This is a genomic window from Tessaracoccus flavus (assembly GCF_001997295.1).
GTDB classification, from domain to species: domain Bacteria; phylum Actinomycetota; class Actinomycetes; order Propionibacteriales; family Propionibacteriaceae; genus Arachnia; species Arachnia flava.
The window spans coordinates 2685206-2700235 of record NZ_CP019605.1; the positions used below are offsets into that span (position 1 = coordinate 2685206).

Genomic DNA, 15030 nt, shown 5'->3' on the forward strand with positions numbered 1-15030 from the left:
GGTGCCAGCGCCTATGCAGGCGTCGGAGGACGTTTTCTCAGGGTGAATCGATGTGGAAGCGGTCCTCGACCGCACGCACGGCGTCTGCGACCACATCGTCAGGGTTCCCGACGTTGAGGACCAGGATGCCGCTCTCGTCGTCGTCCAGATGCTCGAGCGTGTCGAGCTGCGATTCCAGCATGTCGCTCTTCATGTAGTGACCGGATCGATTCTCCAACCGGGAGTGGTTGACCTCCTCCGGTAGCACCACGTGAACGAAGAAGACCACACCGTCCGCCTCGCGCAGCACGTCACGATAGACCTCCCGCAGCGCCGAGCACGCCACCACCGTTGAACGTCCCTCCGCCGCCTTGTCCGTCATCCAGTCCCGGATCGACCGAAGCCACGGCCAGCGGTCCTCGTCAGTCAACGGATGGCCCGCGGCCATCTTGTCGATATTCGCCTGGGAGTGGAACAGGTCCCCCTCCGCGAACACAAGCCCGAAATGCTCCGCCAAGCCTTCCCCGACCGTCGATTTCCCGGTCCCCGTCACACCCATCACGATGAGATGGACGGGGCTCTGACGGGCCGGGTCGCTGTGCACATCCATCCGGCTAGCCTAGACGCCCTCATCTCGGCCATGGTGAGCTTCCGTCCCTGCGGAGCGTGTACCGTCCGGTGTCATGCGCGTCGCCTTCATCTCGCTCCACACCTCCCCCGCAGAACGGGCCGGCACCGCCGACGCCGGCGGGATGAACGTGCTCATCCGGGCACTCGCGGGAGCGTTGACCCGCAACGGAATCACTGTTGAATTCTTCACCCGGCGCGCCTCAGCCGACACCCCTGACACGGTCACTCTCGACGACGGCCTGGTGATCCACCACATCAGCGCCGGGCCGCCACGGCCTCTGCCGAAGAGCGAGATCGATCAGCACATAGACGAGTTCCGCAGCAACCTCGGCTCCCTTGACCGGTTCGACGTCGTGCACTCCCACCACTGGATGTCGGGCGTCGCGGCGCTCCCCCTCGCCCGCGCAGCCGGGATCCCCCACGTGATGACCTTCCATTCCGTCGCGGCGCATCCCAACTCACCGCTGCGCGATGGGGAACCCGCCGAGTCGCCCGCGCGCCTCGACGGTGAGGTGATGTGCGCCACGCAGTCGACGCTGGTGCTCGCCGTCTCGCGGCACGAGGCCGCCGTCGTCATCGGACGGTGCCAGGCCGACCCGGAGCGGGTCGCGATCGTCCGGCCGGGCGTTGACATCGACCTGTTCCACCCTGCCGAGCCGGGATCGACGTGGACGCCGCATCCGGACGTCGAGCCCGGTTATCTCCTCTTCGCGGCGCGGCTCCAGCCGCTGAAAGCGCCCGACCTCGCCATCCGGGCGCTGGGGCTGCTGCCCGACGACGAGCGGCGCGACCTTGTCGTCGCCGGCCAGGCGTCGGCCGACTTCGCCGACTATGAAGCAGAGCTGCACCGCCTCGTCGACGACCTGGGTCTCTCGGATCGAGTGACGTTCCTGCCCGGTCAGGACCGGGCCGACTTCGCGCAGCTGCTGCGCCACGCGTCGATCCTCCTGGTGCCGTCGTACTCGGAGACCTTCGGCCTCGTGGCGCTCGAGGCCTCCGCGTCCGGCATCCCAACGCTCGCGGCCGCGGCCGGCGGGCTGACCGAGGCGATCTGCAATACCCACACTGGCCTGCTGGTCCCCACCCACGAGCCGGCCGATTGGGCAGCTGCCCTTGGTGAACTGCTGCGCGATCCCGACAGAAGCGCCGCCCTGGGCCGAACCGGGCGGCAGCGAGCAGAGTCGATGACGTGGGATCACGTCGCCGAGCAGACCGTGGCCGCGTACCGCCGGGCGATCGCGTCGGGACCGGTCGGGCACGTGTGCTTCGTCCACGCCCATCCCGACGACGAGACGCTCGCGTCGGGCGCCCTGATCGCCCACCTGATCGACGAGGGTCTGCACGTCTCCGTGCTGACCGCGACCCGGGGTGAGATGGGCGGAGTGGCACCTGGCCCGCTGACCCACCTCGCAGGCACCCCTGAGCTCGAACGTCGTCGCGAAGCTGAGCTCGCCGGTGCGCTCGACTCGCTCGGTGTCAGCAGCCACGCCTACCTCGGCATGGCGCCGGCACGGGTGGGCTCAGAACCACGCCGATATCTCGACTCCGGCATGCAGTGGCTGGAGAGCGGCCTGGCCGGTCCGGCCGACGACGTCGCCGAGGACGCCCTGACTTCGGCCGACGAGGCCGAGATAGTCGCCGACCTGGTGGCGTACCTGCGACGGGTCGGCGCCAACCTGGTCGTCAGCTACGACGACGACGGGGGCTACGGGCACCCCGACCACGTCGCCATGCACCACGCGAGCAAGGCCGCCGCAGCGGAACTGGGGCTGCCGTTCGCTGCGCTCACCCCGGACCGCGACAACGCCGACCGGTGGTTCGACCTCGATGGCTATCTGCCCCGCGTGGCCGAAGCCCTCCGACACCACCGCACGCAGCTCACGGTCCACGACGACGGCGCCACCATTACGCACAGCGGCGGCCAGGTGGAGGCGATCCGCACCTCCGTCGGCCTGAAGGGCACCTTCCCCCACCTCCCCTAGTCAGCGCGCGGTCCCCGTCCTTCCTCGTGGATCCGGGAGCGGGCCTGTCCGGGAGCCCAGGTATGGTGCTTCCATGCGCCTCATCCTCATTCGCCACGGCGAAACCGCCAGCAACGTTGCCCGTGCACTCGACACCGCACACCCCGGTGCCCCGCTGAACGAGACCGGGCTGGCGCAGGCGGAGGCCCTCGTCCGGGCGCTAGCGCACGAGCAGATCGACGCCCTGTACGCGTCGACGCTGACCCGGGCGCAGCAGACCGCCGCGCCGCTCGCCGCCGCGCGCGGACTGGAGGCAGTCATCCTAGAGGGCATTCACGAGATCGCGGCTGGCGTCGAAGAGATGAACACCGACTGGACCGCCTACGTCGACATGCTCAATTCGTGGGCCCCGGACAACCTGGACGTCGGCCTCGAGGGAGGCGAGACGGCGCGCGAGTTCCTGACGAGGTTCACCAACGCTGTCACGTCGATCGAGCGCCACGGACACGACAACGTCGCCCTCGTCAGCCACGGGGCCGCGCTGCGCGTCTGGTCGATCTCCCAGGATCCCGACTTCGGCGCCCACAACGCCCCGCCGCTGCGCAACACCCAGTGGATCGTCCTCAACGGCACCAGCTCCGAGGGCTGGGAGATCGAGCGCTGGGGCGATTTCCAGCGCGAACTGGCCAGCTGAGACTCTCACCTGCCTTCCGGGGGCCGCCTTCACGAACCCCGTCTTGTTAGGACATAATGGTGCACACTGCCGCGCCGCTGCGGCCTGAGTGAGGAGACTTGTTATGAAGATCGCCGGAGCCCCGATCTGCTGGGGCGTGTGCGAGGTGCCCGGTTGGGGATACCAGATGGCGCCGGAACGCGTGCTGACCGAGATGCGTGAGATCGGCCTGACCGCCACCGAGTTCGGCCCCCAGGGCTGGCTGCCGGTCGATGCCGAGGAGCGCGCCGCCGTCGTCCGCGAGTACGGGCTCAAGCCCGTCGGCTCGTTCTTCCTGGCGGTGATGCACGACCCCGACTTCGATCCCATCGGGATGGTCGAGCAGGAACTGCACGCCTTCGAGGTGGCCGGTGGTGAGTTCCTCGTCCTGGCCGCGGATTCGGGCCGTGAAGGCTACGACGACCGTCCTGTCCTCGACGAGGCCGGCTGGCAGACGCTGTTCACCAACCTCTCGCGCATCCGCGAGGCGTGCGCCGCCAAGGGCGTCACCGCCACCCTCCACCCGCACTGGGGCACGATGGTGCAGAACGTCGACGAGGTGCGCCGGGTGCTGGACAACTCCACCGTGGGCCTCTGCCTCGATACCGGACACCTGTCCGCGGGTGGCGCCGACGTCGTCCAGCTCGTGCGCGACTACGCCGACCGTGTCGACATCGTCCACGCCAAGGACATCCGTAAGGACCTGACCGACAAGCTGCTGACCGGTGAGCTCAGCTGGAGCGAGGGCATCAAGGCGGGCATGTTCACGCCCATCGGCGACGGCGACATCGACTTCCCGACGATCGTCGGTCTGCTGAACGAGGCTGGCTTCGACGGCTACTTCGTGCTTGAGCAGGACATCATGCTCGACGAGGAACCCCCCGCCGACGACGGCCCGGTCGCGAACGCTGCGAAGTCCTTCGCCGCGCTCCAGGCTCTCGCCTGATCCGTGCCCATCGTCCCTGAGCAGGGCCAGCGAGCGCAGCGAGCAGCCCGCCCGTCGTAGGTTACGGCACGGTTCCCTGCCTCCGCCCCCGGCCACAGGGCGGCGACTACCATCACGGCCGTAACCCTTCGACAAGCTCAGGGAACTAGGCTGGACGCATGAACTTTGCGCTGCGCATCCTCGCCACCGCCGTCGCCACGGCGCTGGCCGTCTGGCTCATTCCCGGCATTTCGCTGACCGCCGACACCACGGCCAACAAGGCGCTGACACTAGTGGCCGTCGCCGCGATCCTCGGCGTGGTCAACGCCGTCGTCAAACCGTTCACACAAGCCATCAGCGCCTGCCTGATCGTGCTGACGCTCGGCCTGTTCCTGCTCGTCATCAACGCCCTGATGCTGATGCTGACGTCGTGGCTGTCCGGCCAGCTCGGTCTGGGATTCGAGGTCGACGGCTTCGTCTCGGCGTTGCTCGGCTCGATCGTCATCTCGCTGGTGGCCTCCGTCGTCGCCAGCCTTCTCGGCGCGGGCAAGGACTGAGCCCCGGCGTCGCGGTCAGCGGCGCCGCCGGGTGGTCTTGACGGGGTTTCGCCGCACGGCGGCGAGAAGTTCGGGCTCGCTCGGCATCGCCGTCGAACACTCCAGGCGCGTCGCCACCAGCGCTCCCGCCGCCGAAGCCGCCACGAGGACGTCGAGCATTGGCCACTCCTTGAGCAGACCGTGGCACAGCGCCCCGCCGAACGCGTCCCCGGCACCGAGACCGTTGACCACCTCGATCGGGGTCCCCTCTACCTCGAACACCTCCTCGGCCGTCATGGCCAGGACACCGTCGGGGCCTCGCTTCACCACCGCCAGCTTGACCCCCCGCTCGAGCATCGCCAGGGCGGACTTCTCGGGATCGGTTTCGCCGAACGCCACGTCGCACTCCGCCGCGTTGCCGACGGCGATGTCGACCATCGGCATCACCTCGTCGATCGCGGCCCGTGCCGCCTCCGGCGAATCCCAGAACTGCTCGCGGTAGTCGAGGTCGATGATCGTGTGCCGCCGCCGCGCCCGTCCCTGCAGCGCGGCAATGTGAGCGCCGCGGCTCGGCTCGCGGCAGAGACCAGTCACGGTGATCCAGAAGACCCGAGCCTCCTCGATCTCCTGCAGAGGGAGGTCATCGGAACCGAGCTCCAGATCAGGCGCCTGGGTGCGGTAGAAGTAGAGCGGGAAGCTGTCGGGCGGGAAGATCTCGCAGAACGTGACCGGGGTGCTGAACCCGGGCAGCACCTTGACGTAGTCGTCGAAGACACCGAGGCGGACGAGTTCGTTGCGGCAGAACCGCCCGAACGGATCGTCGCCGACGGCGCTGACCACCGCGGCCGATCGCCGCAAGCGGGCTGCCGCCACAGCCACGTTGGTGGGGCTCCCGCCGAGGAACTTGCCGAACGACGCCACGTCCTCGAGGCCAATTCCATGCTCCAGGGGGTAGATGTCGGCGCCGATGCGCCCCATCGTCAAGACGTCGGCGTTGCGGTCGCTGAACAATCCCATGAGCGGCAGCCTCCTTGGGGCGGGACGCCCATCCTAACGACGCCCGCCCGCCCGGATGCGCCGGGCCGCACGATTCGCCAGCGCCCCACTCGCGCTCGCGGCAATCGGACCGCGGGCAGGAATGTCACGGACTGACAAAAGAACCTACATCACACCTCCTCTTCGCCTTACAATGAGGCAGTTCTCATGACAAGCGAGCCCCCCATGCCACAATCCAAGCCATACATCCTGCAGATCGAAGTTGATCGCGACAGCACTATTCCGCTGCACGCACAGATCGCCGAACCCTTGGCGGCGGCCATTGAGAGCGGTGAGATCACGCCGGGCACCCGCATTGAGGATGAGGTGTCGATGGCCGAGCGACTCAAGGTGTCGCGCCCCACGGCACGGCGAGCGATGGAGACCCTGACCAACCGCGGCCTCATCGTCCGACGTCGGGGCGCGGGCACGCAGGTGACGCCGACGCGCATCCACCGCCCGATGGCGCTCAGTTCGCTCAACGACGACCTGGAGAAGTCCGGCGTCGAACCGCGCACCTCCGTGCTGACGTGGGAGGTCGAGAGCGCCACCCCCGGCGTCGCCGCCGCCCTGAACCTCGCCGTCGGCGCCGACGTCGTGCACATGAGGCGCCTGCGCATGCTGCGCGACGAGCCGCTCGCCATCCTGACGAACTGGCTGCCGTCGGAGATCGCTCCTTCGCTCGCCGAGCTCGAATCAGGCGGCCTGTACGCCCGGCTTCGCGAACGCGGCATCCGCGTGTCGATCGGCGTGCAGCAGATCGGCGCGCGCCTGGCGACGCAGGACGAAGCGCGCCTGTTGAACGAGCCGGCCGGCGCCGCGCTGCTCACGATGCAGCGGACCGCCTACGACGAGTCGCACAAGCCGGTCGAGTTCGGCATGCACGTCTACCGGGCGTCGATGTACTCCTACGACCAGACGGTGATCGCCTGATCCTGGGGCGTTTCGCCCTAGTGGGGGCACGGTTTACCAGCGGATCTCTACAGTTGTGACATGAGCAAACTGGGAATCCTGGTCAAGACGGCGGGCGGCGTCATCGCCACCACGGCCACGCTGCTGACGGCCCTGCGCGAGAACCCGCAGATCGCCCGCAGTATCGACGACGCCGTCGGCAAGCTGAAGGCCTCGGCCAATTCGGAGAACCCGAAGCTCCGTTTCGACGCCAAACTCAACGCGATCAACGTGGCGGCTGACGCCGTCGACGAAACCTTCCCAGGATCGCCCGAGCCGGAGGGGTGGCGACGTCAGGCCCAGGCGCTGCGGGTCCGCGGCGAGCTTGCCTGGAGCGCAAACACCGGCAAGCACCGACGCACCGCGATGAAGGCGCTGAACGCCGAGACCGCCGAGCTGCTGCAACAGATCAACGAGCGCTTGGCCAGCATGCAGGCACCGACGGAGATCCCCCCGGCCTCCGACGCCTCGCACTAGCCTCGAGCGCCTCCACCCCCTCACGTCGTCGCGGCGTGGGATGCAAACGCCAACCGACACCGCGTTACGCCAACCAACACCGTTACGCCAACCGAGATCCCCGTTCGCCAACCGGGAGCGAGGTTCGCCAACAAGACCCAGCGACGCCCCTGATATCTCGGGGGCGTCGCTGAATTTCGCCAGCGAACGCCGCGACGCGTTGGCGTTGGGGTCGGACCGTTGGCGTTTCGACGGAACCGGTGGCCTTAGGGAGCGACGACGGGCTGAGGACGCGCCGAGCCCCGCAACGCGGCGCACAGCCCCGACCACCGACCGCGCTAATACAATGGCTCAATGCGCCGCCTCGCTCTTCCGCTCGCCGCCCTCGTCGCCGTCGTCGGCTGCTCGCCGTCGACACCAACCGCAACGACGACGCCAACGCCCACCCCATCCATACTCTCGGTCGAACCGGAACGACAGGTGGGCGTCCAACTGTTCCAGTGGAACTGGCCCTCCGTGGGCCGCGAATGCACCGAGGTCCTCGGCCCCAACCAGTTCGCGTTCGTGCTGCTCTCACCCGCCCAGGAACACATCGTCGGTGAGCAGTGGTGGACGTCGTATCAGCCGGTCAGCTACCAGCTCGAGTCGAAGCTCGGCACCCGCGACGAGTTCGAGGAGATGGTCTCGACCTGCCACGAGGCGGGAGTGAAGGTGATCGCGGACGCCGTCATCAACCACATGGCGGGGATCGACGGCGGCACGGGAGTCGCCGGCACGGAGTTCACGCACTACGAGTACCCCGGCCTCTACGGTCCGGACGACTTCCACACCTGCGACACCCCGGGCGGAGACATCGTCAACTACGTCGACCAGCAGGAAGTGCAGGAGTGCGAACTCAGCAACCTCGCCGACTTGCGCACGGGCGAACCCGAGGTGCAGTCCACGATCGTGTCCTATCTCGACGACCTCACCAGTCTGGGCGTCGACGGCTTCCGCATCGACGCCGCCAAGCACATGCATCACCGCGACGTGCAGGAGATCGTCGACCAGCTGTCCGGCGACCCGATCATCATCTCCGAGGTGATCCGGGCGTCGTCGGAGCCCATCCAGCCGGAGGACTACCTGGAGATCGGCTCGGTCTTCGCCTTCCAGGTGGCCAAGGACCTGGCCGGACTAGTCCCGGGCGGCGCGCTCCACCGGGCCCTGGACCTCAAGGACGGGCAGGTGCCCTCCGAGCAGGCCTACACGTTCGTCACCAACCACGACACCGAGCGCAACCGCCAGACCCTCTCCTACAAGGACGCCGACAAGTACCGCGTGGCCAACTACCTCCTGCTGGCCCAGCCCTACGGCACCCCGGTGCTGTATTCCGGGTACGCGTTCACCGACCGTGACGAGGGCGCGCCCCAGACCGACGGCGGTGTCGACGACGTCGAGTGCGCCACGCCGTCGGACGATCCCGCTCCCGGTGACTGGCTCTGCCAGCACCGGACCGACGCGGGCATGGCCGAGTGGGTGGCCGTGGTGGGCGACGAGCCGATCGGCGACCTCTGGCGCGAGGGCTACGCGATCGGCTTCGACCGCGGCGACCGCGGACTCATCGTCATCAACGGCAACTCGACGCTCGACGTCAGCCCCGAACTCACCACGTCTCTGCCCGACGGCGCCTACTGCAACGCGGCCGACCTGCCTCCCTCCGGGGCCGAGGACCGCTGCGCTGACGGTGAGTTCATCGTCGCCGACGGGAAGGTGACGGTGCCGGTCTCGCCGATGTCCGCCGTCGCGCTGCACGTCAACCTGCGCAGCGCCTGACCCGACGGCGTCGCTCCGGCCACGTCAGCCAATGAGGTCGAGCACCGCCTTCTCCAGGCCGGTCTGCCGGGCCTGCGCTGAGCTGTAGCGTTTGGTCGCCGCGTCGCCGATGGTCGAGCCCGACTCGTAGGCGTCGATGACCCGTGGGTCGATGTAGGAGTTGCGCGCCACCGTCGGGGTGTTGCCGAGATAACCGGCCACCTCGTGGACGGCCTGCTTGATGGCGCGGTTCCGCGACGCCTTGGACCTGCCTTCCTCCTCCGCCAGCGCCAGCACCTCCGCCGCGATGACGGTGGCGTGCCAGGTGCGGAAGTCCTTCGCGGTGAGCGCGCCGCCGAAGAGCTCCGCGAGGTAGCCGTTGACGTCGGCGCTGCTCAGCACCTGCCAACCGTCGGCCCCCTTGAACGCGAGCAGTCGCGGGCTGTCGTCGCGACGAGCGCGCATCGTCTCGAGCGCCGCGATCGCGTCGGCGTCGTCGACGGCGATGGTGTGGCTGATGCCCGACTTCCCGACGAACGAGAAGATGAGGTCACTGCCCCGCCTGCGGACGTGCGATCGTTCGAGGGTGGTCAGCCCGAACGACCCGTGCGCGTCGGTGTAGGCGTCGTTGCCGATGCGGAAGTACCCGACGTCGAGCAGCCGGACCGCGCACGCAGCCGCGCGTTCGAGCGGCATGCCGTCCTGCCTGAGGTCGGCGGTGATGCGACGCCGCGCGGTGGGCAGCATCTCCGCGGCGGCGGCGACGCGGTCGAACTTGGAGCGGTCGCGGCGCTTGCGCCAGTCGGGGTGATAGAGGTACTGCCGGCGCCCGGCGTCATCGGTGCCGACGGCCTGCAGGTGCCCGTTGGGGTAGGGGCAGATCCAGACGTCGGTCCAGGCCGGCGGGATGGCCAGCGACCTGATGCGCTCGACCTCCTCGGTGGGCAGCGCGTCGCCGTCGGCGTCGAGATAGCTGAACCCCTTGCCACGCTTGCGTCGGGTAAAGCCGGGCATGCGGGCGCTGACGCGGCGAAGTCTTGCCATGGCGGGATGCTACGCCGCGCCGGTCCCCCGACGGGGCGGAATCACCACATACGCCCCAGGCGTTGTGCGGCCTCGGCGATCCAGCGCAGAGCGTCGCGCTGGGCTGCCTCGACGTCTCCGGCGAGGGCGTCGAGCGTCAGGTGCTGGGCAATGCCGGTCAAGTCGGTCCCGGGCGCGATCCGGCCGGCGATGAGCCCGACGGCGGCCCCCGATCTTCGTGCCTCCGCCAGCACCAGCCCGGGCGCCTTGCCGCCGCGCGACTGGTCGTCGAACGAGCCCTCTCCCGTGATGACGACGTCCGCCCGCGACACCGCCTCAGCCAGGCCGATGAGTCGCGCCACCTCGACGGCCCCCGGGCGCAGCTCCGCGCCCCAGTCCATCAGCGCGAACCCTGTCCCCCCGGCGGCCCCGGCGCCCGCCGCGGACGGGTCGCCGCCCATCACGCGCGCGAGCCGGCGCAGCCCCTCGTCTGCCACCGCGACGTCGCCCGGCGCGAGCCCCTTCTGGGGCCCGAACACCGCCGCGGCTCCGCGCGGACCCGTGAGCGGGTTGGTGACGTCGCTCAGCACCGTCGCCCCTCCGGGTGGCAGGGCGACGGCGCCGCTGCGGTCGACGCGATCGACATCGGCCAGCCCCCGCGCGCCGGGCGCGATCTGCCGCCCATCGCCGTCGAGGAACGCGTAGCCGAGCGCGGTCAGGCAGCCGACGCCGCCGTCGGTCGAGGCGCTCGACCCGATACTGACGGCCAGCCGCGACACCCCGTGGTCCAGCGCCGCGCGGATCGCCTGACCCAACCCGGTGGTGCGCGCGTCCCACGGCGCCCGGCGCTCGCCGAGCAACTCCAGCCCACACGTCGAGGCCAGCTCGACGACGCCCGTCCCGCCCGGCGCGTCCTCGGCGGGCGGCAACCACAGCCAACGGGCGTCGACCGGTTCTCCGACCGGCCCCGCCACCGTCACCGGCACCCAGCGCGCACCGGGCACGGCGGAGGCGAACACCTCCAGCGTGCCCTCGCCGCCGTCGGCCATCGGTCGGAGCAGGACGTGGTCGTGGGGGCGCGCGGCCAGCCAACCGTCGGACATCGCCCGCGCGACGTCGTCGGCCCGGGCACTGCCCTTGAAGCTGTCGGGCGCGACGACGACGTTCAGCCGACGTGCCCCTTCAGCGGGCATGCCCACGGTTTCTCAGCCAACTCATCCCAACGGTCGCAGCCACGAGCATCCCCAGCATCGCCAGCGCTCCCGATCCCCCGTCGGGGGTGCCGGTGTGCGGGAGTCCCGGCGACGGAGGCTCGGGCGAGGCCGTGCCCACGGGCGCCGTCGGCTCGGGCGTGGTCGGAGTCGACGTTGGCTGCGGGGTCGCTGAACTGCTCGGAACTGGTGTCGTCGACCGAGAAGGACTCGGCTCCGAGGACGGAGAAGCGCTCGGCGACGGCGAGGGACTCGGAGACGGCGACGGCGACAGAGACGAAGACGGAGACGGAGACGGGCTCGGCGACGGCGAGGGGCTCGGCGACTGCTCCACCTCGGCGAACACGACCGTCACCGTGGCTGTGTTGTTGAGTGGATCCTCCTCGAGGATCCGCTCGCCGACCACCTTGAAGGTGAGGTCGTGGCTACCCGGCGGGCCGGTGAGCGTCAGCGGACGCTCGGCAACCGCGCCACCGGCCAAGGCATCGAACCGGCAGACGTCGTCGTCGCACCCAGACAGCACCAGGCCGTCGGGGACGTCCACCTCGACGATGGCACCGCCAGCCGGCCGTGGGCTGAGGTTGCTGACCTCCACCGTGATGGCGGCCGCGCCGACGACGGGCTCGGCGGGACCCCCCGCGGTGAGGCTGAGGTCGACGGTCGCGGCCAGTTCGCGCAGACGCTCGATCTCTTCGTCCGTGGGCAGGTCCTCGTCGTCGGAGGGGTTGGTCGGGCCGTCGGCGAGGTCGCTGAGGGAGTCGAAGGGCAGCTGGACCACCGCCCAGTCGTTGTGGTCCCGGTGCACCTGCGGAGGGTCGAACCGCAACGCCGTGCACGCGTCGGGCAGCTCATCCGGGTCAGCGTTTATGCCGCTGTGGCGAACCGCCTCGGTGGGACCAGCCCGCAGCGGGTCGACGTCGAACGGGCTGCGGGCGTCGACGATCGCGAGGCCGCAGCCCAGGTCTGCCCACCAGAGCTCCACCTCGTGCTCGTCCGTCAGCAGTTCACCCTGGAACACCGCACCTTCGTCGAGCGGCGGCAGAATGGTCGTCGGACGCGTCAGGGGCTGGCCCTGCACCTCAGCCGCACGAACCGGCGAGAAATCGAGGAAACCGTCGCCAGCGCCCGGACGGGCCAGCGCGAAGGAATAGCGGTAGTTCATCAGCGAGGGGTAGTTGGGCTTCTGGTTGAGGTTCTCGAACCCCCCGTGGCGCAGGTTCAGAGCATGACCGAGCTCGTGCATGAACGTCTCACCGCCAGGCCAGGGGCGGCCGTACCAGGTCGTCTTCCTGTCCTTGTTGAGCACCAGGAAGTCGTTGCCCCCGATCTCGGCCTGGCCTCCCGACGAGCATTCGCTCGGGTCTCCCTTGAAACCCCAGCGGAACGCCCACCGTCTCGCGGGGTCGAAGACCGCGTTCTTCACGGTGTAGAAAGCGTCGTCGTGCACCGAGCAGATGGAGGGCGCGTCGACGAGAGCCAGCGTGCTGCCCGCCAACTTCAGCCGCGGATCCGCGGCCGGCGAATCAATCCAGAGCCGGATCCCCGGCTGCCCGTCCGGGTTGGGGGTTCCACCCGCGTCGACCGGCGCCAGGGCAAAGGCCTCCTGCACAGCGACGAGACCGTCCTCGACGCCGGCGGTGAAGAGCGCGCCGTCATCCACGTCGTACTGGACGAACAGGTCCTTGTGGTCGGGCGTCGCGCCCCATCCCGGTAGGTCGACCTCGACGTCGACATCAGGGGTGGTGCTGAGCCCCCACGTCTCCCAGGAGTCGAAGAGCCCGTCGGCGTCGAGGTCGCCCGACGTCGACAAGGTGGACACAGCCAGGCAGACGTGGCCGGGCAACGTACCCTCCTCCGGTGCGTCGGCAGCCTTGATGCAGGATTGCGGCGCCCGGAACTCGTCACCGTTGCCGTCGACACCCCACCATTCCCCGGTGAGCAGATCGACCGTGAAGACCAGTTGGGTTGCACCGGGCAGCGGGTTGAGGTCCAGCCGCACCCGGCTCTCCAGCGGACCGACGACGCCTACGTCGACCATCATGATCCCCACGCGGGTGCTGGTGAGGATCTCGGTGCCCCACGTCGCGAACAGGTCACCGTCGCCCTCGACGTCGGAACGGACGCGGGGGTCGTCGACCGAGTCATATCCGGGATCGTTGTAGTCGGGGGCCACTTCGCCGCCCGTGATGTCGATACGGGCGAACGGCTCGTACAAGGGCGGGGATGGCGAGTTGACGTTGACCACCGTGACCGCGACGGGGCTGGAGATGTCTCCCACCTCCACGCCGGTACATACCGGGGCCGATGTGTTGCCCTGACCATCGACGGCGCGCACGCACACGTCGGTGGTCCCGGCCAGCAACCCGTCGGCGAACTCGGCGCTGACCTCTTCGGTCTGTTCATCGAAAGCACCGTCAACTGCAGCCATCGGCTGCCAGTCGCCCGACCCCACGCGGTACTCGGCGGCGGCGACGATCGAGCCCCCGCGAGCGGCATCGTCGGCAACCGCTGTGATCGTGAAGGACTCCTCGATCTGCGGAGCCGCGGGTTCGACGGCCACGTCCCGCACATTGGGACCGAGGAGGTCGCCTCGATCCCGGACGAACACGTCGCGGTACCCGCCGACGTCACCGGGCGCCACGCCGTCGGAGGAACTCCAGAAACCCACGAGGCCGCCGTCGGCGCTGATGGCCGGCGGCCCGAATGTGGGCACCCCGGCCGAACCCTCCGCGACGGGAGCGCCGCCGTCGGTCCTGGACTCCTCGCGGGCAACGCCCGTCAGCCGGTCCCAGACCCACAGCCGGTAGGTACCCGACCGGAGCGCATCCTCGATGAACACCGCGAGCCAGCGCTCATCATCGCTCCAGCGCGCCCAGGAGGTGGCGTAACTGGACGGGATGTTGACCACGGTGGACTGACCGGTGGAGCGGTCGTAGACCGAGCGGCCGGTGTAGAGGCGGTGGCTGAAGACGAACCGACCGCTTGAGCTGATGGTGGGCGCCTGGTCCTGGTTCGACAGGCTGCCTGGAATCACGCGAGTAGTGCCCGCCTCGACATCGCGGACGAAGAGGTAGCCGGGGTCGTCGCTGAGGTTGGAGGCGAACGACCGGAACGCGACGTAGCGGCCGTCGGCCGAGATGCTGGGGTCCGACGCGACGGCGCCGGCAGGCGACCCCGCGGTCGACTTGCTGATGAGTTCGGTCTCGCCAGTGTCGAGGTGGTGGAGGTACACCTGGCCGAGCCCCTCGGTGGCCCCCTCCACCAGGTCCGTGGCCGATGAGAGGAACACGACGTGCTTGCCGTCGCCGGAGATGGTGGGGCGTTCGCTGCGGCCGTTGGCGACACCACCGTCGAGGGATGCACTCACCAGAATGGTGGTGTTGGTGCGGAGGTCGCGGACGAAGACGTCTGCGGTGTTGTTGTCGTCTCCCGGGACGAGGTTGTTCGCGATCGAGGAGAACGCCACGCGGGTGCCGTCGTCGGAGATGGATGGCCACAGACTCGTGCTGGTCGCCGCGCCGCCGGTGGCGCTGACGCTCACCAGCTGAGTGGTGCCCGCATCGCGGTCGCGGGCGTAGATGTCAAAGGTGGACGTCCCGCCTGGGACGAGGTTCGTCGCGCTGGACCCGAAAACGACGATGCGCCCGTCCGCAGACATGTCGATGCTGTGGCTGGTGCCGTTTCCCGGCGAACCACCGGTGCTGACGGACACCTTCTCCGTGCCTGGATCATCGGCGGACGCGGGCGTGAAGCTGACCAGCGCGGAGGCGAGCAGCGCCAGTGCTGCGGCCCCCGCCCACACACGTCGGGGGGCTTTCAT

At 69.3% G+C, this 15030-nt stretch carries 12 protein-coding genes; 7 read left to right on the plus strand and 5 right to left on the minus strand.

Features of this window, described 5'->3' with window-relative positions; all coding sequences use genetic code 11:
- Positions 1-37 precede the first annotated feature (37 nt).
- Complete coding sequence (locus RPIT_RS12405) at positions 38-589, minus strand: gluconokinase (RefSeq protein ID WP_077343730.1); 552 nt, start codon at positions 587-589, stop codon at positions 38-40.
- A 73-nt stretch (positions 590-662) separates the two neighbouring features.
- Here RPIT_RS12405 and RPIT_RS12410 point away from each other — a divergent pair, with 73 nt between their 5' ends.
- From RPIT_RS12410 to RPIT_RS12425, 4 genes are all read left to right on the plus strand, one after another.
- Complete coding sequence (locus RPIT_RS12410) at positions 663-2591, plus strand: glycosyltransferase (RefSeq protein ID WP_077343731.1); 1929 nt, start codon at positions 663-665, stop codon at positions 2589-2591.
- 73 nt (positions 2592-2664) lie between these two features.
- Positions 2665-3264 (plus strand): histidine phosphatase family protein, encoded by a 600-nt coding sequence (locus RPIT_RS12415; protein ID WP_077343732.1) that lies wholly within the window; start codon positions 2665-2667, stop codon positions 3262-3264.
- Between the two features lie 103 nt (positions 3265-3367).
- Complete coding sequence (locus tag RPIT_RS12420; RefSeq protein ID WP_077343733.1) at positions 3368-4228, plus strand: TIM barrel protein; 861 nt, start codon at positions 3368-3370, stop codon at positions 4226-4228.
- 158 nt (positions 4229-4386) lie between these two features.
- Positions 4387-4764 (plus strand): phage holin family protein, encoded by a 378-nt coding sequence (locus tag RPIT_RS12425; protein WP_077343734.1) that lies wholly within the window; start codon positions 4387-4389, stop codon positions 4762-4764.
- A 15-nt stretch (positions 4765-4779) separates the two neighbouring features.
- Here the strand turns inward: RPIT_RS12425 and iolC are convergent, their stop codons facing one another.
- Complete coding sequence (iolC, locus tag RPIT_RS12430) at positions 4780-5760, minus strand: 5-dehydro-2-deoxygluconokinase (RefSeq protein WP_077343735.1); 981 nt, start codon at positions 5758-5760, stop codon at positions 4780-4782.
- Positions 5761-5964: 204 nt separating this feature from the next.
- Here iolC and RPIT_RS12435 point away from each other — a divergent pair, with 204 nt between their 5' ends.
- From RPIT_RS12435 to RPIT_RS12445, 3 genes are all read left to right on the plus strand, one after another.
- Positions 5965-6711 (plus strand): GntR family transcriptional regulator, encoded by a 747-nt coding sequence (locus tag RPIT_RS12435; protein ID WP_077343736.1) that lies wholly within the window; start codon positions 5965-5967, stop codon positions 6709-6711.
- A gap of 60 nt (positions 6712-6771) precedes the next feature.
- A complete protein-coding gene (locus tag RPIT_RS12440) occupies positions 6772-7206 on the plus strand; it encodes a hypothetical protein (protein WP_077343737.1) in 435 nt (144 codons plus the stop codon).
- A 333-nt stretch (positions 7207-7539) separates the two neighbouring features.
- Entirely contained in the window at positions 7540-8997 is a 1458-nt protein-coding gene (locus tag RPIT_RS12445) for an alpha-amylase (protein WP_077343738.1), read from the plus strand.
- A 24-nt stretch (positions 8998-9021) separates the two neighbouring features.
- Here the strand turns inward: RPIT_RS12445 and RPIT_RS12450 are convergent, their stop codons facing one another.
- From RPIT_RS12450 to RPIT_RS15450, 3 genes are read right to left on the minus strand one after another with little or no spacing between them, the layout of a single operon-like run.
- Complete coding sequence (locus tag RPIT_RS12450) at positions 9022-10020, minus strand: DNA topoisomerase IB (protein ID WP_077343739.1); 999 nt, start codon at positions 10018-10020, stop codon at positions 9022-9024.
- A 41-nt stretch (positions 10021-10061) separates the two neighbouring features.
- Positions 10062-11192, minus strand: a complete 1131-nt coding sequence (locus RPIT_RS12455) for a glycerate kinase (RefSeq protein ID WP_176789317.1) — start codon at positions 11190-11192, stop codon at positions 10062-10064.
- Entirely contained in the window at positions 11182-15030 is a 3849-nt protein-coding gene (locus RPIT_RS15450; protein ID WP_176789316.1) for a PD40 domain-containing protein, read from the minus strand. Before RPIT_RS15450 ends, RPIT_RS12455 begins: the two co-directional genes overlap by 11 nt.

Bases quoted from the DNA above. Each gene is read 5' to 3' on its own strand.
- RPIT_RS12445 (WP_077343738.1), top strand. From the start codon at position 7,540: ATGCGCCGCCTCGCTCTTCCGCTCGCCGCCCTCGTCGCCGTCGTCGGC.
- RPIT_RS12415 (WP_077343732.1), top strand. From the start codon at position 2,665: ATGCGCCTCATCCTCATTCGCCACGGCGAAACCGCCAGCAACGTTGCC.
- RPIT_RS12425 (WP_077343734.1), top strand. From the start codon at position 4,387: ATGAACTTTGCGCTGCGCATCCTCGCCACCGCCGTCGCCACGGCGCTG.
- RPIT_RS12450 (WP_077343739.1), bottom strand. From the start codon at position 10,020: ATGGCAAGACTTCGCCGCGTCAGCGCCCGCATGCCCGGCTTTACCCGA.
- RPIT_RS12435 (WP_077343736.1), top strand. From the start codon at position 5,965: ATGCCACAATCCAAGCCATACATCCTGCAGATCGAAGTTGATCGCGAC.
- RPIT_RS15450 (WP_176789316.1), bottom strand. From the start codon at position 15,030: ATGAAAGCCCCCCGACGTGTGTGGGCGGGGGCCGCAGCACTGGCGCTG.
- RPIT_RS12440 (WP_077343737.1), top strand. From the start codon at position 6,772: ATGAGCAAACTGGGAATCCTGGTCAAGACGGCGGGCGGCGTCATCGCC.
- RPIT_RS12410 (WP_077343731.1), top strand. From the start codon at position 663: ATGCGCGTCGCCTTCATCTCGCTCCACACCTCCCCCGCAGAACGGGCC.
- RPIT_RS12405 (WP_077343730.1), bottom strand. From the start codon at position 589: ATGGATGTGCACAGCGACCCGGCCCGTCAGAGCCCCGTCCATCTCATC.
- RPIT_RS12420 (WP_077343733.1), top strand. From the start codon at position 3,368: ATGAAGATCGCCGGAGCCCCGATCTGCTGGGGCGTGTGCGAGGTGCCC.
- RPIT_RS12455 (WP_176789317.1), bottom strand. From the start codon at position 11,192: ATGCCCGCTGAAGGGGCACGTCGGCTGAACGTCGTCGTCGCGCCCGAC.
- iolC (WP_077343735.1), bottom strand. From the start codon at position 5,760: ATGGGATTGTTCAGCGACCGCAACGCCGACGTCTTGACGATGGGGCGC.